Source organism: Bacillus sp. AFS031507, assembly GCF_002584635.1.
Lineage (GTDB): Bacteria > Bacillota > Bacilli > Bacillales > Cytobacillaceae > Neobacillus.
On sequence record NZ_NUOW01000003.1, the window covers coordinates 347,931 to 368,231 of the forward strand.

At 37.9% G+C, this 20,301-nt stretch carries 24 protein-coding genes; 20 read left to right on the forward strand and 4 right to left on the reverse strand.

Annotated features, from left to right (window positions below; genetic code table 11):
• The first annotated feature begins 6 nt into the window (after positions 1 to 6).
• The 5 genes from COE25_RS05650 to COE25_RS05670 all read left to right on the forward strand — a co-directional run bounded on the left by COE25_RS05650 (position 7) and on the right by COE25_RS05670 (position 3,412).
• A complete protein-coding gene (locus COE25_RS05650; protein ID WP_088088702.1) occupies positions 7 to 618 on the forward strand; it encodes a TerD family protein in 612 nt (203 codons plus the stop codon).
• Between the two features lie 34 nt (positions 619 to 652).
• Entirely contained in the window at positions 653 to 1,231 is a 579-nt protein-coding gene (locus COE25_RS05655; protein ID WP_088088701.1) for a TerD family protein, read from the forward strand.
• A 139-nt stretch (positions 1,232 to 1,370) separates the two neighbouring features.
• The gene (locus tag COE25_RS05660) at positions 1,371 to 2,078 is read left to right on the forward strand and encodes an anthrax toxin lethal factor-related metalloendopeptidase (protein WP_098931746.1); all 708 of its coding nucleotides are present in this window, start codon (positions 1,371 to 1,373) and stop codon (positions 2,076 to 2,078) included.
• Positions 2,079 to 2,132: 54 nt separating this feature from the next.
• Positions 2,133 to 2,927 (forward strand): thymidylate synthase, encoded by a 795-nt coding sequence (locus tag COE25_RS05665; RefSeq protein ID WP_098931748.1) that lies wholly within the window; start codon positions 2,133 to 2,135, stop codon positions 2,925 to 2,927.
• Positions 2,924 to 3,412 (forward strand): dihydrofolate reductase, encoded by a 489-nt coding sequence (locus tag COE25_RS05670; RefSeq protein ID WP_088088698.1) that lies wholly within the window; start codon positions 2,924 to 2,926, stop codon positions 3,410 to 3,412. Before COE25_RS05665 ends, COE25_RS05670 begins: the two co-directional genes overlap by 4 nt.
• Positions 3,413 to 3,483: 71 nt before the next feature.
• Here the strand turns inward: COE25_RS05670 and COE25_RS05675 are convergent, their stop codons facing one another.
• Complete coding sequence (locus COE25_RS05675) at positions 3,484 to 3,723, reverse strand: hypothetical protein (protein WP_088088697.1); 240 nt, start codon at positions 3,721 to 3,723, stop codon at positions 3,484 to 3,486.
• A 315-nt stretch (positions 3,724 to 4,038) separates the two neighbouring features.
• Between COE25_RS05675 and COE25_RS05680 the strand changes: the two genes are divergently transcribed.
• From COE25_RS05680 to COE25_RS05725, 10 genes are all read left to right on the forward strand, one after another.
• Positions 4,039 to 4,233: a twin-arginine translocase TatA/TatE family subunit gene (locus COE25_RS05680; protein WP_098931751.1), complete on the forward strand. Its 195-nt coding sequence runs from the start codon at positions 4,039 to 4,041 to the stop codon at positions 4,231 to 4,233.
• Between the two features lie 170 nt (positions 4,234 to 4,403).
• Positions 4,404 to 5,147, forward strand: coding sequence for a twin-arginine translocase subunit TatC (gene tatC / locus COE25_RS05685; RefSeq protein WP_098931753.1), 744 nt, complete (start codon positions 4,404 to 4,406; stop codon positions 5,145 to 5,147).
• A gap of 342 nt (positions 5,148 to 5,489) precedes the next feature.
• Positions 5,490 to 5,741: a DUF2535 family protein gene (locus COE25_RS05690; protein ID WP_088088694.1), complete on the forward strand. Its 252-nt coding sequence runs from the start codon at positions 5,490 to 5,492 to the stop codon at positions 5,739 to 5,741.
• 135 nt (positions 5,742 to 5,876) lie between these two features.
• Positions 5,877 to 6,719 carry a DegV family protein gene (locus tag COE25_RS05695; RefSeq protein WP_098931755.1) on the forward strand — a complete coding sequence of 281 codons (843 nt, stop codon included), beginning with the start codon at positions 5,877 to 5,879 and terminating at the stop codon, positions 6,717 to 6,719.
• A gap of 130 nt (positions 6,720 to 6,849) precedes the next feature.
• Complete coding sequence (locus tag COE25_RS05700) at positions 6,850 to 8,367, forward strand: spore germination protein (RefSeq protein WP_098931757.1); 1,518 nt, start codon at positions 6,850 to 6,852, stop codon at positions 8,365 to 8,367.
• An 11-nt stretch (positions 8,368 to 8,378) separates the two neighbouring features.
• Positions 8,379 to 9,500 (forward strand): GerAB/ArcD/ProY family transporter, encoded by a 1,122-nt coding sequence (locus COE25_RS05705; protein WP_098931759.1) that lies wholly within the window; start codon positions 8,379 to 8,381, stop codon positions 9,498 to 9,500.
• A complete protein-coding gene (locus COE25_RS05710) occupies positions 9,484 to 10,650 on the forward strand; it encodes a Ger(x)C family spore germination protein (protein WP_098931761.1) in 1,167 nt (388 codons plus the stop codon). The genes COE25_RS05705 and COE25_RS05710 overlap by 17 nt, the downstream gene beginning before the upstream one ends.
• An 82-nt stretch (positions 10,651 to 10,732) precedes the next feature.
• A complete protein-coding gene (locus COE25_RS05715; protein WP_098931982.1) occupies positions 10,733 to 11,311 on the forward strand; it encodes an SCO family protein in 579 nt (192 codons plus the stop codon).
• Positions 11,312 to 11,422: 111 nt separating this feature from the next.
• On the forward strand, positions 11,423 to 12,247 hold the full coding sequence (locus tag COE25_RS05720; protein WP_098931763.1) for an SGNH/GDSL hydrolase family protein: 825 nt from the start codon (positions 11,423 to 11,425) through the stop codon (positions 12,245 to 12,247).
• Positions 12,248 to 12,826, forward strand: coding sequence for a YpmS family protein (locus COE25_RS05725; protein ID WP_088088688.1), 579 nt, complete (start codon positions 12,248 to 12,250; stop codon positions 12,824 to 12,826).
• Positions 12,827 to 12,855: 29 nt separating this feature from the next.
• Here COE25_RS05725 and COE25_RS05730 read toward each other — a convergent pair whose 3' ends face one another.
• Positions 12,856 to 13,608: a DUF4397 domain-containing protein gene (locus COE25_RS05730; RefSeq protein ID WP_098931766.1), complete on the reverse strand. Its 753-nt coding sequence runs from the start codon at positions 13,606 to 13,608 to the stop codon at positions 12,856 to 12,858.
• Between the two features lie 343 nt (positions 13,609 to 13,951).
• Here COE25_RS05730 and rsgA point away from each other — a divergent pair, with 343 nt between their 5' ends.
• From rsgA to msrB, 3 genes are all read left to right on the forward strand, one after another.
• Positions 13,952 to 15,019 carry a ribosome small subunit-dependent GTPase A gene (rsgA, locus tag COE25_RS05735; RefSeq protein WP_098931768.1) on the forward strand — a complete coding sequence of 356 codons (1,068 nt, stop codon included), beginning with the start codon at positions 13,952 to 13,954 and terminating at the stop codon, positions 15,017 to 15,019.
• Between the two features lie 185 nt (positions 15,020 to 15,204).
• Entirely contained in the window at positions 15,205 to 15,747 is a 543-nt protein-coding gene (gene msrA / locus COE25_RS05740) for a peptide-methionine (S)-S-oxide reductase MsrA (protein WP_098931770.1), read from the forward strand.
• Positions 15,737 to 16,177 carry a peptide-methionine (R)-S-oxide reductase MsrB gene (gene msrB, locus COE25_RS05745; protein WP_098931772.1) on the forward strand — a complete coding sequence of 147 codons (441 nt, stop codon included), beginning with the start codon at positions 15,737 to 15,739 and terminating at the stop codon, positions 16,175 to 16,177. The genes msrA and msrB overlap by 11 nt, the downstream gene beginning before the upstream one ends.
• Positions 16,178 to 16,200: 23 nt before the next feature.
• Here the strand turns inward: msrB and COE25_RS05750 are convergent, their stop codons facing one another.
• Complete coding sequence (locus COE25_RS05750) at positions 16,201 to 16,791, reverse strand: DUF502 domain-containing protein (protein ID WP_098931774.1); 591 nt, start codon at positions 16,789 to 16,791, stop codon at positions 16,201 to 16,203.
• Between the two features lie 116 nt (positions 16,792 to 16,907).
• Here COE25_RS05750 and COE25_RS31200 point away from each other — a divergent pair, with 116 nt between their 5' ends.
• Together COE25_RS31200 and COE25_RS05760 are read left to right on the forward strand one after the other, a co-directional pair.
• Complete coding sequence (locus COE25_RS31200; protein WP_088088682.1) at positions 16,908 to 17,060, forward strand: YjcZ family sporulation protein; 153 nt, start codon at positions 16,908 to 16,910, stop codon at positions 17,058 to 17,060.
• A 188-nt stretch (positions 17,061 to 17,248) separates the two neighbouring features.
• Complete coding sequence (locus COE25_RS05760) at positions 17,249 to 18,715, forward strand: NAD(P)/FAD-dependent oxidoreductase (RefSeq protein ID WP_098931776.1); 1,467 nt, start codon at positions 17,249 to 17,251, stop codon at positions 18,713 to 18,715.
• Positions 18,716 to 18,871: 156 nt separating this feature from the next.
• Here the strand turns inward: COE25_RS05760 and COE25_RS05765 are convergent, their stop codons facing one another.
• Positions 18,872 to 20,233 (reverse strand): TrkH family potassium uptake protein, encoded by a 1,362-nt coding sequence (locus tag COE25_RS05765; RefSeq protein ID WP_098931778.1) that lies wholly within the window; start codon positions 20,231 to 20,233, stop codon positions 18,872 to 18,874.
• Positions 20,234 to 20,301 lie beyond the last annotated feature (68 nt).

The following is a 20,301-nucleotide window of genomic DNA, read 5'->3' on the forward strand; positions in this document are numbered from 1 at the left end:
ATTGAATTGGCTATTAATTTACAAAAAGGGCAACGTGTTGATTTAACGAAGAGTAATCCAGGATTATCTAAAATCATGGTAGGTTTGGGCTGGGATCCAGTACAAAGCGGCGGTGGCGGCGGCTTATTCGGCGGTTTATTCAGTGGCGGTGGTGCAGCTAATATAGATTGTGATGCTTCCGTTATTATGCTTGGTGCAAACGACAAGCTCCAAAACAATAAGGACGTTATTTACTTTGGAAACTTAAAGAGCAATGACGGCAGTGTACAACACTCAGGTGATAATTTAACAGGTGACGGAGACGGTGATGACGAGCAGGTAATGATCGATTTAAGCAGAGTACCGTCCAATATACAGAAACTTGTTTTCGTTGTTAATATCTATGACTGTGTGAAGAGAAAGCAGCACTTTGGGATGATGAAAAATGCTTTTATCCGAGTCGTGAATCCTGGGAACAATCAAGAGCTCATCCATTATAATTTATCGGATAATTACAGCGGGCTAACATGCCTTGTGACTGGAGAAATTTATCGTCATGGCAATGACTGGAAGTTTGCGGCAATCGGCAGCGGTACAAATGCAGCCAGCCTTAGTGAAGTTGTTCGTTCCTTTAGTTAGGTAATTAAATAAAGTTCAAAAAGAGGTGATACGTTTGGGTATAAACTTAGCAAAGGGACAAAGAATTGATTTAACAAAAACGAACCCTGGGCTAACTAAGGTAATTGTTGGCCTCGGCTGGGATACGAATCGTTATCATGGTGGAAATGACTTTGACTTGGATGCATCCGCGTTTTTAACAGATGCGAATGGAAGAGTTATCCAGGATTCCGACTTTATTTTTTACAATAATTTGATTCACTCTTCAGGCTCTGTTGAACATACGGGTGATAATCGAACCGGAGAAGGCGACGGCGACGACGAGCAAATCAAGATTGACTTTAGTAAAGTTCCCACGCATGTACATCGAATTGCGATTACTGTGACCATTCATGATGCGGACGCAAGATTCCAGAATTTCGGCCAAGTTTCTAATGCCTTTGTTCGTTTGGTTGACGAAGATACTAATAATGAGGTCTTAAGATTTGACCTTGGCGAGGATTTTTCGGTCGAAACAGCGGTTGTTATTTGTGAACTTTACCGCCATAACGGTGATTGGAAATTTAACGCGATCGGCAGTGGTTTTGCAGGTGGATTAGCCTCCCTTTGCCGAAATTATGGATTAGAAGTTTAAATTTATTAAAATTGTGAAGCTGCTGTATTCGGCAGCTTTTTTTCCTTTATTCCCCACTTTTGGCTTGTAAATTCAAATTAACTAACTAAGTCCTATGTTATAATTCAATTAATATATTGAATTATTAGGGGATGATAATTTGCGTAAATCGGTAATTACTCTACTAATCGCTGGTTTATTTCTATCATCCATAACTACATCACAAGCTTCTTATGATGGTATTTTGCTTGGAGATTATCCTAGAAATTCGCTAATCTACCAATCTCTTAAAGATGATCGGTCAGTAGCACTTTTAGATCAAATAATTGTATTACCAAAGGAGCACTTTGATCAACAAGAAGCGGCTGCTATGATTTCCAGAATCAATTCTTTACCTTTCTCCCTTTTAAAAAAAATAAACAATCAGGGAATTACCCTGAAACTTTTTAATGGAAAGCTAACGGATAATCCCACTGCAAGGCAATTAGCTGGGCAGGTTCCGCGGGGTTATACATCTAACGTAACCTGGGATGATGTCCCAGGGATTGGAGGATCGAAGGTGGTCCTTGTTAAGATTGGTTCCAGTGAATCAGGAAAGGGTCATAGTTCTGTAAATCTAGAATTACATGAGCTGGCCCATTCGATCGATCGCTTTGTGTATGGGGAGATTAGTGGTTCCAAGGACTTTAAGAGCGTATGGGAAAAGGAACATGAACAATTATTTCCGGGAAACAGCTATTTTTTATATCCAGAAGAATATTTTGCAGAGACCTTCGCAATGTACTATTTAAATAATGAAACAAAAGAATTATTACGGAAGAAAGCACCAAAAACATTTGAATTTTTGAAACAGCTATCGCTTCACTAATTTGCCCTTGATTGTTAAAATAGATAAATATGTGCAGATAAGGGAGTGTCCACGGTGAAGCAATATTTAGAATTATGTAAGCATGTACTTGAAAATGGAAACATAAAGGGTGACCGAACTGGTACGGGTACAATTAGCACCTTCGGTTATCAAATGAGATTTAATTTGGCAGAAGGATTTCCACTCGTGACGACCAAAAAATTACATTTAAAATCGATTATCTATGAACTGCTTTGGTTTTTAAATGGGGATACGAATGTTCGGTATCTACAGGAAAACGGGGTCCGCATTTGGAATGAATGGGCAGACGAAAATGGGGAATTAGGTCCTGTCTATGGTCACCAATGGCGTTCTTGGACAGGTGCGGATGGAAAAACCGTTGACCAAATTACGGAGCTTATCAACCAGATTAAAACGAATCCTAACTCAAGAAGACTACTTGTCAATGCCTGGAATGTTGCTGAAGTAGATAATATGGCGTTACCGCCGTGCCACTGTATGTTCCAATTTTATGTGGCAGATGGGAAGCTGTCCTGCCAGCTTTACCAACGCTCAGCCGATGTATTTCTTGGCGTCCCGTTTAATATCGCATCCTATGCACTGCTAACAATGATGGTTGCCCAAGTGTGCAACTTGGAGCCAGGTGAATTTATCCATACCTTTGGTGATGTTCATATCTATCAAAACCATCTCGAACAAGTTAAGATGCAAATGGAGAGAGAGCTGAGAGCATTGCCGACTCTTAAAATTAATCCACAAGTCAAGGATATCTACTCTTTTGAGTATGAAGACTTTACATTAGAGGGATATGATCCACACCCTCACATTAAAGGAGTAGTGAGTGTATGATTTCCTTTATTGTCGCGATGGACGAAAATAGAGTAATAGGGAAAGATAATCAATTACCATGGCATTTGCCGGAGGATTTAAAATTCTTTAAGAGGGTGACGATGGGCCACCCAATTGCGATGGGAAGAAAAACGCATGAATCCATTGGTCGTGTCCTTCCTGGCAGAGAAAATATTGTGATCACCCGCCAGGTTAATTATCAGAGTGAAGATTGTACGGTTTTTTATTCCATTGAGGATTTTGTAAAGAAAAGCAAAAAGCAAAGCGAAGAAATCTTCGTCATTGGTGGAGCGGAAATATTTAACGAGACATTTGAGTTTGCGGATCGTCTATACATCACGCTTATTCATGAAAAATTTGCAGGAGATACGTTTTTTCCTGAATTTGATGGTAGCAAATGGGAACTAGTGTCTAGTGAAAAGGGCTTAATGGATGAGAAGAATCCGTACGATTATGAATTCAAAATATATGAAAGAAAATCGTAGCGCGGATTGATCAGGTTTGGATTCATAAAAATAAGCATCAGCGCATCGCTGGTGCTTTCTTTTGTTTGATATTAGAAATAGGATCCATTTAATTCGTAATCTGCTAATTTAGCAAGCATACCCCTAAATTCATGTGGATGGCAAAATTCTCTTTCGTTGAAATGTGTTTTAACCCAGCTTATTAATTCCAGTGGGCTATTAAAATATTCCCCGCTACGATCGCTTTTGCGAATGGTGTATCTTCCATTATCATCATCAAGTGTTACCTCAACAGGAAGAGCCCCATCATAACTGCAAAGTGAAAATTCCATCCTCATCACATCCTATCCTTATTATTTATCATTTTAAAAATTATATGTTAGTAATGAACCAATTATATTCAAATAAAAGAAAGTTTTCAAAATATTTTAACAATTCCTTAAACGCATTTAATCATTGACTTCGTTAGTTGTAATTGTTAAATTGTCATTAGTAATTAATAATGTGATACGAAAATGCTTTATTGTTTTACTTTTTCTAGATATTGTGAATTTACTATGAATTATTGCATATAACTAACTCAAAACGATTTTTCGGTACTATAATCATAGTAGATATAATACAACAATTAAAGGGGATGTAAATCCATGTTTTCTAATATCGGTATACCAGGATTGATTTTGATTTTAACACTTGCATTGATTATTTTTGGGCCTAAGAAACTTCCAGAAATTGGCCGCGCCTTCGGACAAACATTAAAAGAATTTAAAAAGTCGACCCGTGAACTAACAGACGATGTTATGAAAGATATTGATGAAGAAAAGAAAAATTTGATTAAATAAGGTGTGAGATTTCAAGTCTTACACCTTTTTCTTCTCTAGGTTTAACCTATAAAAACGCATGAAAACTTGTTCATCCTATTAAAACAATGGTACTATTTCGTTTAGAGTCAACTCTATGAGCGATATATACGTGCACATCTTTAACCTTTTGAAATTGGCAGGGGAAGTACATGGAAGATAAAGAATTAAATTTAGTTGATCATTTAGAAGAACTACGTAAAAGAATTATTTTATCTGCACTTGCATTTGTAGTCTTTTTTATCGCCGGTTTTATTTATGTAGACGATATCTATAAATGGTTTGTTGGAAATACAAAACTGATGGTTCTCGGACCAAGTGATATAATGTGGATTTATTTCATGCTGGCAACTGTTGTAGCTGTGGCGGGTACTATTCCAGTTCTCGCTTTGCAAATTTGGCTATTTGTTAGACCAGCATTAAGACCGATAGAAAGAAGAATAACGATTTCTTATGTTCCGGCTTTATTTTTCTTGTTTATCATTGGTCTTGCCTTCGGCTATTTTATTATCTTTCCGATGGTTCTAGACTTTTTGGTGAATATGGGAAAAGATATGTTTGTCACAAACTTCACTGCCGAAAGATATTTTAGCTTTATCATGAATATGACCTTGCCATTCGGGGTACTGTTTGAGCTTCCAGTCGTCGTTATGTTTTTGACTTCACTTGGCATCATTAATCCGTTTGTTTTAGCAAAAATTCGTAAATATGCGTATTTCGTTCTGATTATTATTGCAATCGTTATTACACCACCAGACTTTATGTCTGATTTTGTGGTAACCTTGCCACTCTTGCTCCTTTATGAAATTAGTATTAATTTATCGAAGTTTGTCTACCGCAAACGCTTGAAAAAGCTGCAGGAAGAAGACAAAGAAGATGAGGTAGTCGAAGCATAAATGGAATGCAAAAAGACCTTAAGGGTTAAATCCTTTAAGGTCTTTTTTTTGTTGAGTTACCAATATTTCCAACTTAATATCTAAAAGGTTCGATTATCGGAAAATGAAAAAGGCCAGTTATTATTGGAAACTCCACTGGGTTCAAAGCGATTGCTTTCTAGATTATCAGGAACTATGTTTCCGAGAATATGTTGAAAAAAGTGACCTGTTTTTTCATGAACTACAACACATACTGTAGACATTTAATTCATAAATATTTTTTAATCTATGCATAATTAGACACAATTCGTCGTGCAAAGAGTGTATAATATACTCAAACGGGTGAAAAAGAGGATTGATATTTTGTTATTCAAAAGCCTAGAGTTCAAAAATGTTGTTGGACAGAAGGTTAAAGTCATGGACATTCCTGTATTGGAGGAAGATAGCACTTATAAATTTATGATCCAAGTCCGTTTACAGACGTTTGTTACGTCGCTTTACAACGAAAAAAACTTGAAAAAATGCTACTCCTTTAAAGATTATTTGAAAAAGGTCATGAAGTGGCCAGATTATGAACAATTGTTTAAAGTTGGAGAATTAAAGAATAACGCTTAATGCCATTCGAGCACCGCAGGGTATCCCCCAGCGGTGCTCTTTTATTTTAAAAAGCACGAAAAGTGATGGATGTTATTCCTTTCAATAGTAGTTAACTGTATAATACATAGCAGTACTGTTAGGGAAGTGATTGTTATGAGCAAAATTAAAATTGTAACCGATTCAACAATGGACATGCCGCTAGAAATGGCCGAAAAACTGGGTATTGTGGTTGTGCCCTTGTCCGTAACGATAAATGGTGAATCTTACTTAGACAGAGTGGAAATTGATGCAGCTGAATACATAGAAGTAATGAAAAAATCTGAGGAATTACCGAAAAGTTCCCAACCTTCTGCGGGTACTTTTCTTGAAGTTTACGATCGGCTTGGAGAAGAAGGCTACGAGGTTTTATCAATCCATATGACAGGCAAAATGAGCGGGACAGTTCGATCTGCTGAGAGTGCAGCCCAAATGACGAAAACGAAAGTTACAGTCATTGACTCGATGTTTATCTCGATAGCCCTCCAGTTCCAGGTAAAGGAAGCAGCGGAAATGGCCTTGCAGGGTAAGAGCATGGACGAAATCCTTAACCGGCTTGATAGGGTGCGCGAACATACAAAATTGTATATAATGATAGATACCCTTGAGAACATGGTGAAGGGTGGACGGATTGGTAAGGGAAAAGCCTTTATAGGTTCATTATTAAATATCAAGCCGATTGCCTCGCTTGAAGGCGCGGAATACAATCCCGTCGCCAAGGTTCGCAGCCATACACAGGTGGTTAAATATATGGCCAAGCAATTTGCGGAGGATGTCCAAGGAAAAACGATTTGTGGTGCTGGCATTGTTCATGCGGAAGCATACGAATTATCCTCTAAACTAAAAAAGGCAATTACTGAATTAACCGGGTATAAAGATATTTCGATTGATTTCACGGGTCCTACGATAAGCACTCACACTGGACCTGGGACAATTGCCCTCATGTATTATTTTGAATAAATTTATCAGACGAAGGGTGTCAGGCACCATGTGAAGTTTTCACATGGTGCCTGACACCCTTTATTTTCTTTTGGTTAATAATAGAGTTTTTGGTAAAGATAAAAAAAATTGAAGAGTTAAGGTGCTGCCAATGTTTAAGCGTAAGTCAGAGAATAAAAAGTCAGAAGATAAAAAACCGCATAGTTTGAATGTGGAAGACCTTAAATTAGAGCTACAAAATGAGATAGGTGCCTGTTCAGACCTTAATTTTCGGACTTTAAAAAAGAACGGGAAAAAGATTGTTTTTTGCTTTTTAAGCAGCCTTATAGATAAAACTAGCTTTGATGAATTTGTCCTGTTACCAATTCAACAAAATACTCAAAGTGAATGGACCACCGAGAGTATTGCGCAAATTTTGCCGATTGCCGAAATTTCTGCTGCCAATCAATTAAAAGAAATCGTTTCATCGTTAATAGAAGGAAAAGCATACATTTATGCGGATGGTGAGCCGTACGGGATCCTAGCAAATGTCGGGACAACTGTTGAAAGGTCCCTTGAAAAGGCAGAAACAGAGTCCCTTGTTTATGGTCCGAAGATTTCTTTTACAGAATCATTAATTGGAAATTTAAATATTATAAGGAGTAATTTGAAAGATCCACAATTGTGCATGGAAGATATTACGATTGGGAAAAGGGTGAAAACACCAGGAAAGCTGGTCTATATTAAAGATATTGCCGATGAAGCTAATGTAAATACCTTTAGACAACGGATAACTGATTTAGAATACGATTATATACCGGATACAACGGTGCTTGGCCAGTTGATAGAGGATAATAGTTGGACGATTTTCCCACAAATCATGTCAACAGAACTACCTGACCGAGTCACCCTTTCATTAATGAGGGGGAGAGTTGCCGTATTGATGGACCGTTCTCCGTCTGCAATTTATGGTCCAACACCATTTCTTAGTTTTTTTGAATCAACCGAAGATGTTTACATGCGTTGGAATATGGGTTTTTTCTTAAGAATGCTGCGAATTGTTTCAATTTTTTTATCGGTTCTGTTGACGCCAGCCTATGTGGCTGTATTGTCTTATCATTATGAGGTCATTCCTTCAGCATTACTTATTTCTCTTGGTCAATCTAGGGCGAATGTTCCGTTCCCACCAGTAATTGAAGCCCTTCTCTTAGAATTTGTCATCGAGCTATTAAGAGAAGCTGGAGCAAGACTGCCAACCAAAGTTGGTCAAACAATGGGTATTGTCGGTGGTATTGTTATCGGTCAGGCAGCGGTCCAAGCGGGCTTTACAAGTAATATCTTAATTATCATTATCGCACTAAGTGCCCTCGGCTCCTTTACTTCTCCCAGTTATATCATGGGTACTGCTGTTCGTATGATTCGTTTTCCAATTATCATTTTAGCAGGTATATGGGGGGGGGTTGGAATTATGTTATCGTTTTGTTTTGTGCTCATTCACCTGTTGAAATTAACCACATTAGGCAGACCCTACCTTATGCCTGTCTATCCATTTAGGTGGAAGGACTTAGGATACAGTATTATCAAATTTCCGTCTCAATTTCTATCTTACAGGCCATTAACGAACCGTCCGGTAGACAACAAACTTTTTCCAAAACAAAAAGGTCGTGAAAAAAAGGATGTAGATGAATAGGAGCGGTCAGGATGAAAGTGAATTTACAGCCAAAGGAAGGATTATTGGTAAATGCATTCCTAGTCATGTTTTTTATAAACGCTACGCAAACTGGCGTCGGAATTGTCGGATTACCGAGGATTGTATTCTTGGCGGCAAAACATGATGCTTGGATATCTGTCTTTCTTGGGGGAGTATTATCAGCCTTTGTCTTAGCGATGATGGTTTTAATGCTTCAAAAATATGATAGTGCTGATTTATATGGAATCCAGGTAGATGTTTTTGGAAAATGGCTTGGGAATGCCATGAACATTTTTTATATGCTCTATATGACCTTAAGTTTTTTTGTTGTCCTGATGAACTATGTTGAAATTGTCCAAGTGTGGATTTTTCCAGATTTACCAACATGGCAACTCGCTCTTGCACTAATCCTTTTAACAACCTATGCCGTTAATGGCGGCATTCGTATCATTGTCGGAGTTGCTTTTCTCTCGGTAATAGGGACAATCTGGTTGATGTTTATCTTAATCGTTCCGATGCAATATGCAGACCCTAAGAATCTGCTTCCTCTTTTAAATACAGATTTGAAGCATATTGTGAATGGTGTGTATAAAACATCCCTTTCGCTAATGGGCTTTGAACTACTTATGTTTTTATATCCATATGTGAAAGAGAAAAAAAAGGTCTTTCTGTACTCACAAATAGGGAATTTTTTAACAACCATTCTTTTCACGTCGATTACAATGATATCCATTACATTCTTTGCTGAAAATGGATTAGCTCGGACTATTTGGCCTGTTTTATCAATGTTTAAAATCGTTAGGTTACCAAACTTAGAACGGTTTGAATTTATTGCTGTTTCTTTTTGGATGTTAGTCATCTTGCCAAACATGTGCTGTTATTTATGGGCTGCATCTAAGGGATTTAAACGGATCATAAATTGGAAACAAAATCATGGGATATGGATCCTTGGCATCCTTGTTTGGGTGGGTTCATTCTTTATCAAAGCAAGGTATCAAATGAATGAAATAACTGATTTTGTTGGGAAACTCGGTTTTTTCACTGCCTTCTGTTATCCGGTACTCCTTTCAGTGCTCGTTTTGGTTAAAAAATGGTTCCTAAGGAGGAAGAAATCAAGTGCGGAAGCTTCATAATGGCAGACATATACTATTGTTGGTTTGTTCGATAACGATGGTTATCAGTGCTGGTTGTGTTGAGCAAAAGCCTCTTGAAAAATTAGGGCTAATTACAACATCAGGGTACGATATGGAAGGGACAAATCAAATTAGAGGAACAGCAGTCGTTCAAAAATTTGATCCGATGACCCAATCCGCTACAAAAGTAATCACTTCTGTGGCAAAAACAAGCAAAGGATTAAGACAACAACAAAATCTTCAATCAAACCAAAAACTCGTTTCAGGGCAGCTCCGTTCGGTTGTCTACAGTAGAGAGCTTGCCAAAAAAGGAATTATCCAGCTTGTCGACACGTTGAATCGTGATGCCGCCATTGGGAATATGGTCTATTTAACGATTGCTGATAAATCCGCTTCAGAAATTATGGAAATAGAAACTAATAATAAAGGGAGTTTAAACCTTGGTACATATATGTACAATTTAATTAAACAAAATGTGGAGGGTGAACAAATTATCTCCCCGACCCTGCATGAGTTTAACCATAATTATTATGACATTGGGAAGGACCCTGTTCTCCCAATCCTTAAAGTAAAGGATAAAGATGTTATTATTTCTGGTGTGGGTCTTTTTAAAGGTGACCGTTTAGTTGATGAATTAAGGCAAGGGGATCTTTTTTATTTGAAAGTATTAATTGATAAATATAAAGCTGGTACAAAAGAAATGGGGTATAAGACAGATCAATTAAAAAAAATCATTATAAAAAACGAAAATTACACTCAAAAACCAATATTCAGTAAAATATATGTCAGCATTGATAACATTCGAAGTAAGACTAAAATTGAAATAGTCGATAAAAAAAACCTCCGTTTTAGAGTGGATGTAGACTTAGATTCAAGGGTATTAGAAATGACTGAAGCCTTAGATTTAGGTAAACCGACTTCGGTAAAGTTTCTTGAAAAAAAGTTAGATGAGTCGATGAAAAAAAAAATAGAAAATTTACTTCTTCATTTTAAGGAATTAGAAATAGACCCAGTCGGTCTTGGAAATGAATACGAAGCCCACTTAAGGGGCAAACCGATCACGCAGGAGGAGTGGGACCGCAAGTATAAGGATGTTACCTTTGATGTCCATGTAAAGAATACGATTGAACGAACGGGTGTTATCGATTAACAAGCCATTTCCTTTCATCTTCATCAAATCTTTGTTAAACTATTCACGATATGGAATAGAAAAAAAGGTTGCAGGTGATGGTATGAAAGCTCGGTTTTTAATAGTGGTCTTAGTTCTTACAACACTCATTATGTCGGCATGTGGACAAAAAGAAATAGAAAATGCCGTCGACTGGCCAATTAAGGACTTTACAGCTACAAATCAAGGCAATAAATCCTTTGGATTAAAGGATTTAAAGGGTAAGGTATGGATTTCAGACTTTATTTTTACAAGCTGTGCAGATGTTTGTCCGCCGATGACTTCTAACTTGACAAAATTACAAAAAATGGTCAAGGATGAAGGCTTGAAGAATGTTGAATTGGTCTCCTTCAGTGTCGATCCAGTTGTCGATACCCCTGAAGTATTAACCCGTTATGGGGAACAATTCCAAGTGGATTTTAAAAATTGGACCTTTGTGACTGGATACTCGCAGGAGTTTATTGAAAACTTCGCCCTGAAAAATTATAAAGCACTTGTCAAAAAACCTGTCGAGGGTAATCAAGTGATTCATGGGACCTCTATATATTTAGTAGACAAAGAAGGACATATTAAGAAATCCTATGATGGTTACAAGAATGTTCCCTTTGATGAAATAATTCATGATATGAAAGCATTACAATAGACCTTCGGACAGGTCTATTTTTTTTGGCAGGAATAGGATATAGTACATATTGTTTTGAATGATTCATGCCGTGTTATAATAATTATAATCTAGAAGGCAGGTGAATTTAAGATGAAAAAGCTCTTCCCCCTTCTAATTCTCACGGTATTATTCCTATGTTCATGTAATCAAGTTAGCCAATGGGCGTTACATTCTGAAAAGAAAACTGCAGCACAGGCATTTGCACAAGTTCCCGCTGACTTCGTCCCCCGCAAATTAACAGTTTTATCAGCAGGCGATTCACTTACTCAAGGGGTAGGCGATAGTACAAACAAAGGCGGCTACTTGCCATATTTAGAATCAATGCTTGAAAAAGAAAAAGGTATAAAAGAAGTTGACTTCTATAATTATGGCGTAAAAGGTAATCGGACAACTCAACTTTTAAAACGATTGAAAACACCAGAAATTAAAGCTGTGATACAAAAGGCAGATCTTGTTATTCTAACGATAGGTGGAAACGACATTATGAAAGTCGTCAAGGACAATATTGAAAACCTTCAACTTTCCACGTTTACCACCGAAAAAGAATCCTATCGAACTCATTTAAAGCAAATTATCGAGGTTATCATTAAGGAAAATCCCCATTCTCAGGTTGTATTAGTGGGGTTATATAATCCATTTTCTAAATGGTTTTCAGAAATTAAAGAGTTGGATGAGATTGTTGCTGATTGGAATAAGACTGGTCAAAGAGTGGTTGCTAATTACCCCAATGCCTATTTTGTCTCAATAGAAGACATGTTTTTAAATTCTAACGAAAATTTATTATTTACAGATAATTTTCATCCAAATGACAAAGGCTATGAGTTGATTGCGCAAAGGTTGAACAAGACATTAGAAGAACAAGTATTACCTGAATTGGACAAAACGCCTTATATGGTCAATACAGAGGAGAATTAGATGAAAAACAAATGGAAAATCGGATTCCTGCTGTTGATAGGAATCAACCTTTTGTTCGCTATTGTTATGTTGTCGCTGGTAATGTTCCCGTCGGATGGCCGGCAAACGAGCAAATTGAATGTGCCAATGGGTGAACATGTTTCCTTCCATGTTAATTCAAATAAGAATGATTTAAATAAACTCATCAATCATTATTTAAAGGAAGAGGCCGCTGATTCACCGATTGATTATCGAATCATTTTGGGAGATGAGGTTGAATTATATGGTACCTTGCCCTTCTTTAGTGAGGAATTGAATATGAGGTTAACCTTCGAGCCTAAGGCACTTGAAAATGGTGATTTGGTTTTAAGACAGAAATCAATGACAATCGGCAGTTTACACCTCCCCATTTCGTATGTCCTAAATTTTATTAGCGAAAATTATAAGATTCCAAAGGGAGTCGACATAAGACCTACTGATAAAGTTATTTATGTTAATATGCAACAGTTAAAACAAAAAAGTGATATAAGAATAAAGGCTGATAAATTTGATTTAAAGAAGGATGATATTGCCTTTACGATTTTAGTACCAGTGAAATAGGCGCCTCATCACTAGGAGGCACCTGTTTTTTATTCCTTGATAGTGATGAATTGGAATTCTGGTTGACCATTGGCTAAGCCAATAAAAACAATTGTGTAGCTTTCATTTGCCATAAATTGAACCCTCGGCAGGGGTAGAAGTATGGTCCTACTGCCAGTGGCCCTTGCTTCCAAATCGACTGTCATCGGTGTTAACCCTAAATATTGGGTTGCCTGCTTATAAGAAACATTTGGGAAAATCACATCTCGTTCTTTGACTGCAATGTCTAGTGGCGAAGTATCTGGTGATAAGTGGATAAAGCGAACCTTCGATTCATTTCTTGGTACTGATGGTTGATTCTGAAACACGAGCAGGCGCAATTTCTTAACAGAGTCAATTGCAGCAAGTGTATAGGAATTTCCAGGTTCAACAGTTATCGTTTTATTTAAAACGCTGTCCACCATATTTCCCGTTCGGTAAATGTCAATATGATGTTTTCCAGCAGGTAATGACAGAACTGTACTTACTTCTTTAAATGGTAAGTCCCTTATCACTCGTTTCCCGTCTATATAAATATCAACGTTTGGGGAATCTGGGGAGGTGTGAAGGAAACGCACCTTCGCTTCTAATTGTATTGGTTGGGAATTTGTACGCATGAAGTTCATCGCTTTATTCATGTATTTTATATGTTTTAAATAATACTGCATGTGTAAGTTTGGAAATGAGTATTTATAAAATTGAGCTAACAAATCATACATCGCCGCTTTTTGAAGATAATCGGAATGAGTTCTTTTCTCGGTCATTTTATCAACTCCTATCTAATGGATTACACCATAATTTATTCAAGCTTAAATAGGTAGGTGTCTAACTTATATCGCAGTAATTTGGAAATTTTTCATTTTTTATTTACAAATCGGAATATTACACATATACTGATAACAAATATGATTGAAAGTGGGTGAAGTGCAATGGCAATTGAATCGATGAGTCCAAACCGTAATTTGAATATTGTTGTTTGCACAGCCCAAAGATTTTCCTGTTAGGGATCCTTTGTACCCTTTATTCCATTATGCGAATAAAACCATGGGCTGTGTGTGCCTATGGTTTTTTATTATGAAAAAATAATGATTCGCTGGAGGAATAAAGATGAATTTAGTAGCAATGGGTTTAACTGAAACAGTAAAAAATGATTTTCATAAATTAAATACAAATGATGAGATGATTCTTGGCCGTGTGGCACTCGAGCACAAACGAATGTATAGGGTGTGGACAGAACAGGGTGAATTATTATGTGAGGTATCGGGCAGGTTTAGCTTCAATGCCCTTAACAGAGAGGACTTCCCAGCTGTAGGTGATTGGGTTGCTCTAATGCCGAGGAGTAACGAAGGAAAAGGCACCATTTTGGCCATCATGCCGCGAAAAAGTAAGTTCTCGCGAAAATCAGCTGGTCTTACCGCACAAGAGCAAATCATTGCGACCAATATCGACACTGTCTTTCTCGTAAATTCACTGAATGAGGATTTGAATCTAAGAAGAATCGAACGCTACCTTTTGCTTGCTTGGGAAAGTGGGGCAAACCCAGTTATTGTTTTAAGTAAGGCAGACCTTTGTCAGGATCTCGAAAATATGCTGGCTGAGGTTGAAGCGATTAGCCTTGGCGGAGTTCCAGTTATTGCAGTTAGTGCAAAAACGATGACTGGCTTTGAGGAACTAGAACCTTTCTTGAAGCCAGGAAAAACAATTGCCTTGCTTGGTTCTTCAGGGGTTGGGAAATCGACTTTAACGAATCGTCTCTTAGGAGAGGAGAAACAGCTAGTTCAGGATATTCGAATGGCAGATGATAAAGGGCGTCATACAACTACCCACCGTGAACTAATCCTTCTCCCGAATGGCAGTGTTTTGATTGATACGCCAGGAATGAGGGAACTGCAACTTTGGGAAAGCTCAGACGGTTTAACAGAGACCTTTTCAGAAATTGAAGAATTAGCTACCCAGTGTCGCTACCGAGATTGTCAGCATAAGAATGAGCCCGGCTGTGCTGTGGTGAAGGCAATTGAAGAAGGATTGATTGCGGCTGAGCGGCTGACAAGCTACAACAAGCTGCAAAAGGAGTTGGCGTTTATCGAAAGGAAAGCTGATAAACGTGCACAAGCAGAAGTTAAAAAACAATGGAAAAATATAAACAAACAGATGAAGCAGCGAAAGAGCTATTAAAATAGGAAAGGCTGAACAAGTTAGGTCGATGTCGACCCTGACTTGTTTAGCCTTTTATTATTGTCTAGCCCCAGGCCCAGCGTTTAGAGGACTCTGCCTTTCTTTCAGTCAGGAGATTTTATTTTTCCTAAAACATTCTGTATACTCATACTCAAAGTGAAATAAAGTTAAAGGGGTGTGGGAACTTGGAAAAAACAAATCAAGTTGCAACGTTTGCTGGCGGCTGTTTTTGGTGTATGGTGAAACCATTTGATGAACAGCCCGGAATTAATAGTGTTACTTCAGGCTATACAGGGGGATCCGTAGAAAACCCGACATATCAACAAGTTTGTACGGATACTACTGGCCATTTTGAAGCCGTGCAAATCACCTATGATCCAGAGATTTTTCCTTATGAAAAACTATTGGAGTTATTTTGGCAGCAAATTGACCCTACCGACCCGGGCGGCCAATTCCATGATCGAGGGCAATCGTATCAAACGGCAATTTTCTACCATGATGACACACAAAAAAGGCTTGCCGAACAGTCCAAGCAAGCATTACAAGAAAGCGGCCGTTTTACTAAACCGATTGTGACGCCGATCTTGCCAGCACAGACCTTTTATCCAGCCGAAGATTATCATCAGCAGTACTATAAAAAAAATCGGGCACATTATGAATCCTATCATGTAGGCTCGGGTCGCGCCGGCTTTGTTCAAAGTCATTGGGGGGAGAAAAATGAAAAATAAGGATGTAGAACAGCTAAAAAAGGAATTAACACCGATCCAGTATGAAGTCACACAAAATAATGGCACAGAACCTCCGTTTCGAAATGAATACTGGAATGAAACGAGAGAGGGGATTTATGTAGATCTTGTTTCTGGGAAGCCGCTGTTTAGTTCGTTGGATAAATTCGATGCCGGCTGCGGCTGGCCGAGCTTCACTAAACCGATTCAAGACGAAGAAGTGATTGAAAAAGCTGATTTCAGTCATTATATGACTCGGACAGAAGTAAGGAGTAAATCAGCTGATTCCCATTTAGGTCACGTCTTTAATGACGGACCAAACCCAACTGGATTGCGTTATTGTATCAACTCTGCCGCATTGCGGTTTATTCCAAAAGACGAGCTCGAAAAGCAAGGATACGGGGAATTCACGAAATTTTTCGGAGCAATATAAAAAGCCGCGATTTTGCGGCTTTTTTATTTTACCTTTTGTTTTGAACTTGACGTCATTCCGCCTGATAAGATAAATTTCATCGCTTCCTCGGGTTTGACGTCGATAATTTCTACTTGTTCCTTTGGTATAAGAAAGGTAAACCCGGCCACCTGGAATGTTTGCGGGATATAGACAGCCACATGGTCCTTTAAAGGAGAATAAAATTCCTCTAATTGTTCAGAAGTAATAAACCCCAGACTCCGCATTTCTGTTCCTGGAATCACCACTAGAGCTACCTTGGAAAAGGACTTTTTCTCGCCAAGGAAGGATTGGACCGTGTCTTTAATTACGGAATAGATGGTCTTAACAACTGGAATCTTGTCTAAAAGAATATCGATCAAGCGTATGATTTTACCCGAAATATATTTCGTAGATAGCCACCCTAAAACAGTTATTAAGATGATGGTAGTTAGTAAGCCAATCCCAGGAATGTAGTCTTCCTTTAAATAAGGCTTTAGAGTGTTACCAAGTAAACCGTCTAAAAATAGAAACGTTTTGTAAATCACATAAATTACAAGGATGATAGGGACAATCGTTAAAATACCGTTAATAAAATTTTTCAAAATACCTTTCATGGTTTCACCTACAATTTTTATCATTGTATTTCATAATATAGGCGAATGCACATACGGGTCAAGTACCTACTACATAAAGTACAGTGTTAAGAAACAATTCGTTAGGAGTGAAGTGTATGTATTACGGACATGGTGGATGTGGTTACCCTGCATACCCTGTAGGAGGTTGCGGTTACCCTGTAGGAGGTTGCGGAATCGGCAGTGGATTTGCGTTAATTGTCGTCCTGTTTATCTTATTGATTATTATCGGGGCAAGCTGGGGCTATTAATTTGATGAAAAAAAGGCTGACTCAAAACGAGTCAGCCGTTTCTTTTTATATAATTTTCTGATAAACGAGTGAAATCCGAACGATATAATATTTTTTTAAAGAATAGTTCGTATTTATTGTTGACGGAACGAAAATAGTCTGATATATTTACAAATGTTGAGTAAAACGACTTTGGAGGTAATTGGACAATGGATACGAGATATGATGTGATTGTAGTGGGTGCTGGCCCTGCAGGGATATTCGCCTGCTATGAACTGACACTAAAAATGCCGAACGCAAAGGTTCTATTAGTGGATAAAGGACATGATATTTATTGGAGAAATTGCCCGATTTTACAAAAGAAAATTGAAAAATGCCCACCGGCTGCGGGGAAAAAAGAATTTGCTGGGTGTCTGCCGGCATGTTCGATTACTAATGGTTTTGGTGGAGCTGGTGCTTATTCGGACGGGAAGTTTAATATCACAAGTGAATTTGGCGGCTGGATGACAGATTATCTTCCAGATTCACAGGTAGTTGAATTAATTCGTTATGTTGATGAAATCAATTTACAGCATGGGGCGACGAAAAGCATTACTGACCCATTAACAGATGAGGTAAAAGACATCGAACGCCGCGGCTATGCAGCTGGATTAAAGCTATTACGTGCGCAGGTACGACACCTTGGTACGGAACAAAATCTTGAAATCATGAAAAGTATCTACGAATACTTAAAGACAAAGATTGACATGTCATATAAAACAGAAGTGGTGGATTTAATAACTGAAAAAACACCAGATGGTCTTGTGGTGAAAGGTATTAATCTAAAAGGGGACCAAAATATTTATGCGGATAAGGTGGTCATTACACCAGGCCGAGATGGTTCTAAATGGCTTTCTGGTATCTTAAAATCGCGCAGATTACGCATGATAAGTAACCAAGTAGATATTGGTGTTCGTGTTGAAACTTCCAATATTGTCATGCAAGAAATCAATGAGCATTTGTATGAAGGGAAATTTATTTTTAATACATCCGTTGGGACAACTGTAAGAACATTTTGCAGTAACCCATCTGGGCATGTGGTGGTTGAAAATCATTCCGGGATTATGCTTGCCAACGGACATGCCTACAAAGATCCGAAACTTGGCAGTCCGAATACAAACTTTGCCTTACTTGTTTCCCATACGTTTTCAGATCCATTTGATAAGCCGAATGAATATGCACATGAAATTTCCCGCTTAGCTAACAGCCTTTCAAATGGCGGTCTAATCGTCCAAAAATACGGAGATATTTTAAAGGGCAGAAGATCCACTTCAAAAAGGATTAAAGAAGGTTTCCTTGAGCCGACATTGAAAGAAGCTGTCCCAGGTGACCTTGGATTAGTTCTTCCTTATAATACATTAAAAAGCTTAATAGAAATGACCGAGGCGTTGAATCAGGTGACACCAGGTCTTGCTTCAGAGCATACCTTGTTCTACGGTGTTGAGGCTAAGTTCTATTCGGCACGACCACGCTTAAACGACCGATTTGAATCAGAAATCAGCGGACTTTATGTCGGTGGCGATGGAGCTGGGATTACTCGTGGTCTTGCGCAAGCAAGTGCATGCGGAGTCTGGATTGCTAGAGACATTATTCAAAAAACAACAACTGAACGAAAACAAGAAACTGTACTTGTCTAACCCGCAAATTTTTGCGGGTTATTTTTTTATGCAAGGGGTCGATTTTTGAAAAAACCGAAAGATGAGTTCATGTGGACAGATTTCTGAAGAATCGGGCCTGACCTGTTCTCATGAGATCTCTAAGCGGACAATCTCCACTCCTGCAATTAATGACTTTTACCCTATAGTAACCTTTTCCTTAGGGTAGTTGAACTTTTCCTTGCTGCCTTTGCCTCTTAAGATAAGTAAACAGGTAACAATGCCTACTCTTCCTATAAACATCAGGATAATGATGAGTATTTGTCCAAAGGTAGTAAGTCTTGGTGTTAAACCCAACGATAATCCATTGGTGCCAAAAGCAGAAGAAACTTCGAAAATAACCTCTATCACAGTGCCTTGTTCTGTAATCGATAGGATTAAAATGGAGAACAAACATAAAAATGCTCCGGTAGCGATCACGATAAATGATTTAAGGACATCCTCACTTAGCAGTTCACGTCTAAAGATTTTGATCGAACTTTTTCCTTGTGCGTAAAATATGATCGCTAAAATAACGATGGCAAACGTGGTGGTTCGTATACCTCCGCTCGCACTGCTTGGAGAACCGCCAATAAACATTAAAATCGACAGGAAAAGTTGGTTGCTCGGAGTAAAATCATTGATATCCATTGTTGCTAATCCAGCACTTTTAGTTGTTACGGAATTAAATAAAGAGTAGAAAAAGGATTCATGCCAATTTTTATCAGAAAAAAAGTGTTGATTATCAAAACAGTAAATCAAAAATGCACCTACTATGGTAAGGAGAACAAACGTTATCGTGGTTAACTTAGTATATAAGGTGAAATGAAATTTCTTCCTTCTATTTAGGTTTAAAAAGAATTCAAAAACCTCAACCATCACGGGAAAGCCAATTGCCCCAACAATCATCAACAAAATTATTATCGTCTGTACAAAATAATCCTCACTATATGGACTAAGTGACGCATCTGTTAGATCGAATCCCGCATTGGTCGTAGCGCTGATGGATGAAAAAAATCCATGTTTAAAAGCAGACAATGGGCTTTCGAAATAGTTTAAAAAGCGAATCCCTAAGATAATTCCCCCCACAAATTCAAACGAAATAAAGATAATCAGGATCCGTTTTGCCAGGTGGACCAAACCAGCTAAGTTGGATTGATTTTGATCAATCATAATCAGTTGTCTTTCTTTTAATCCCACTTTTTTACCCAGCATAATCCATAGGAATGTACTTAAGGACATAACCCCTAAGCCTCCCAATTGCAGAATTAAGCATAAGAGAAAGATTCCAAAGTTACTAAAGGTATCCTTAATTGAAATGACACTTAAACCGGTTACACTGATCGCACTAGCGGAGGTAAACATCGCATCAATAAAACTTAGCGAAACATTTGGACGGTGAGCCATTGGGATTTTTAATAAAAGAGTAGAAATGATTAATGCGGATAAATAAAAAATAACGATTAATTGAATGGTTGAAATATCTTTCGTTTTTAACTTTATTTTTTTTATTGTGCTCATAGGATCCTTTCCTTCTGTAATTCTAAAAGTAATTTTATATTAATCATCTTAAAAAGTAAAAGTTCATA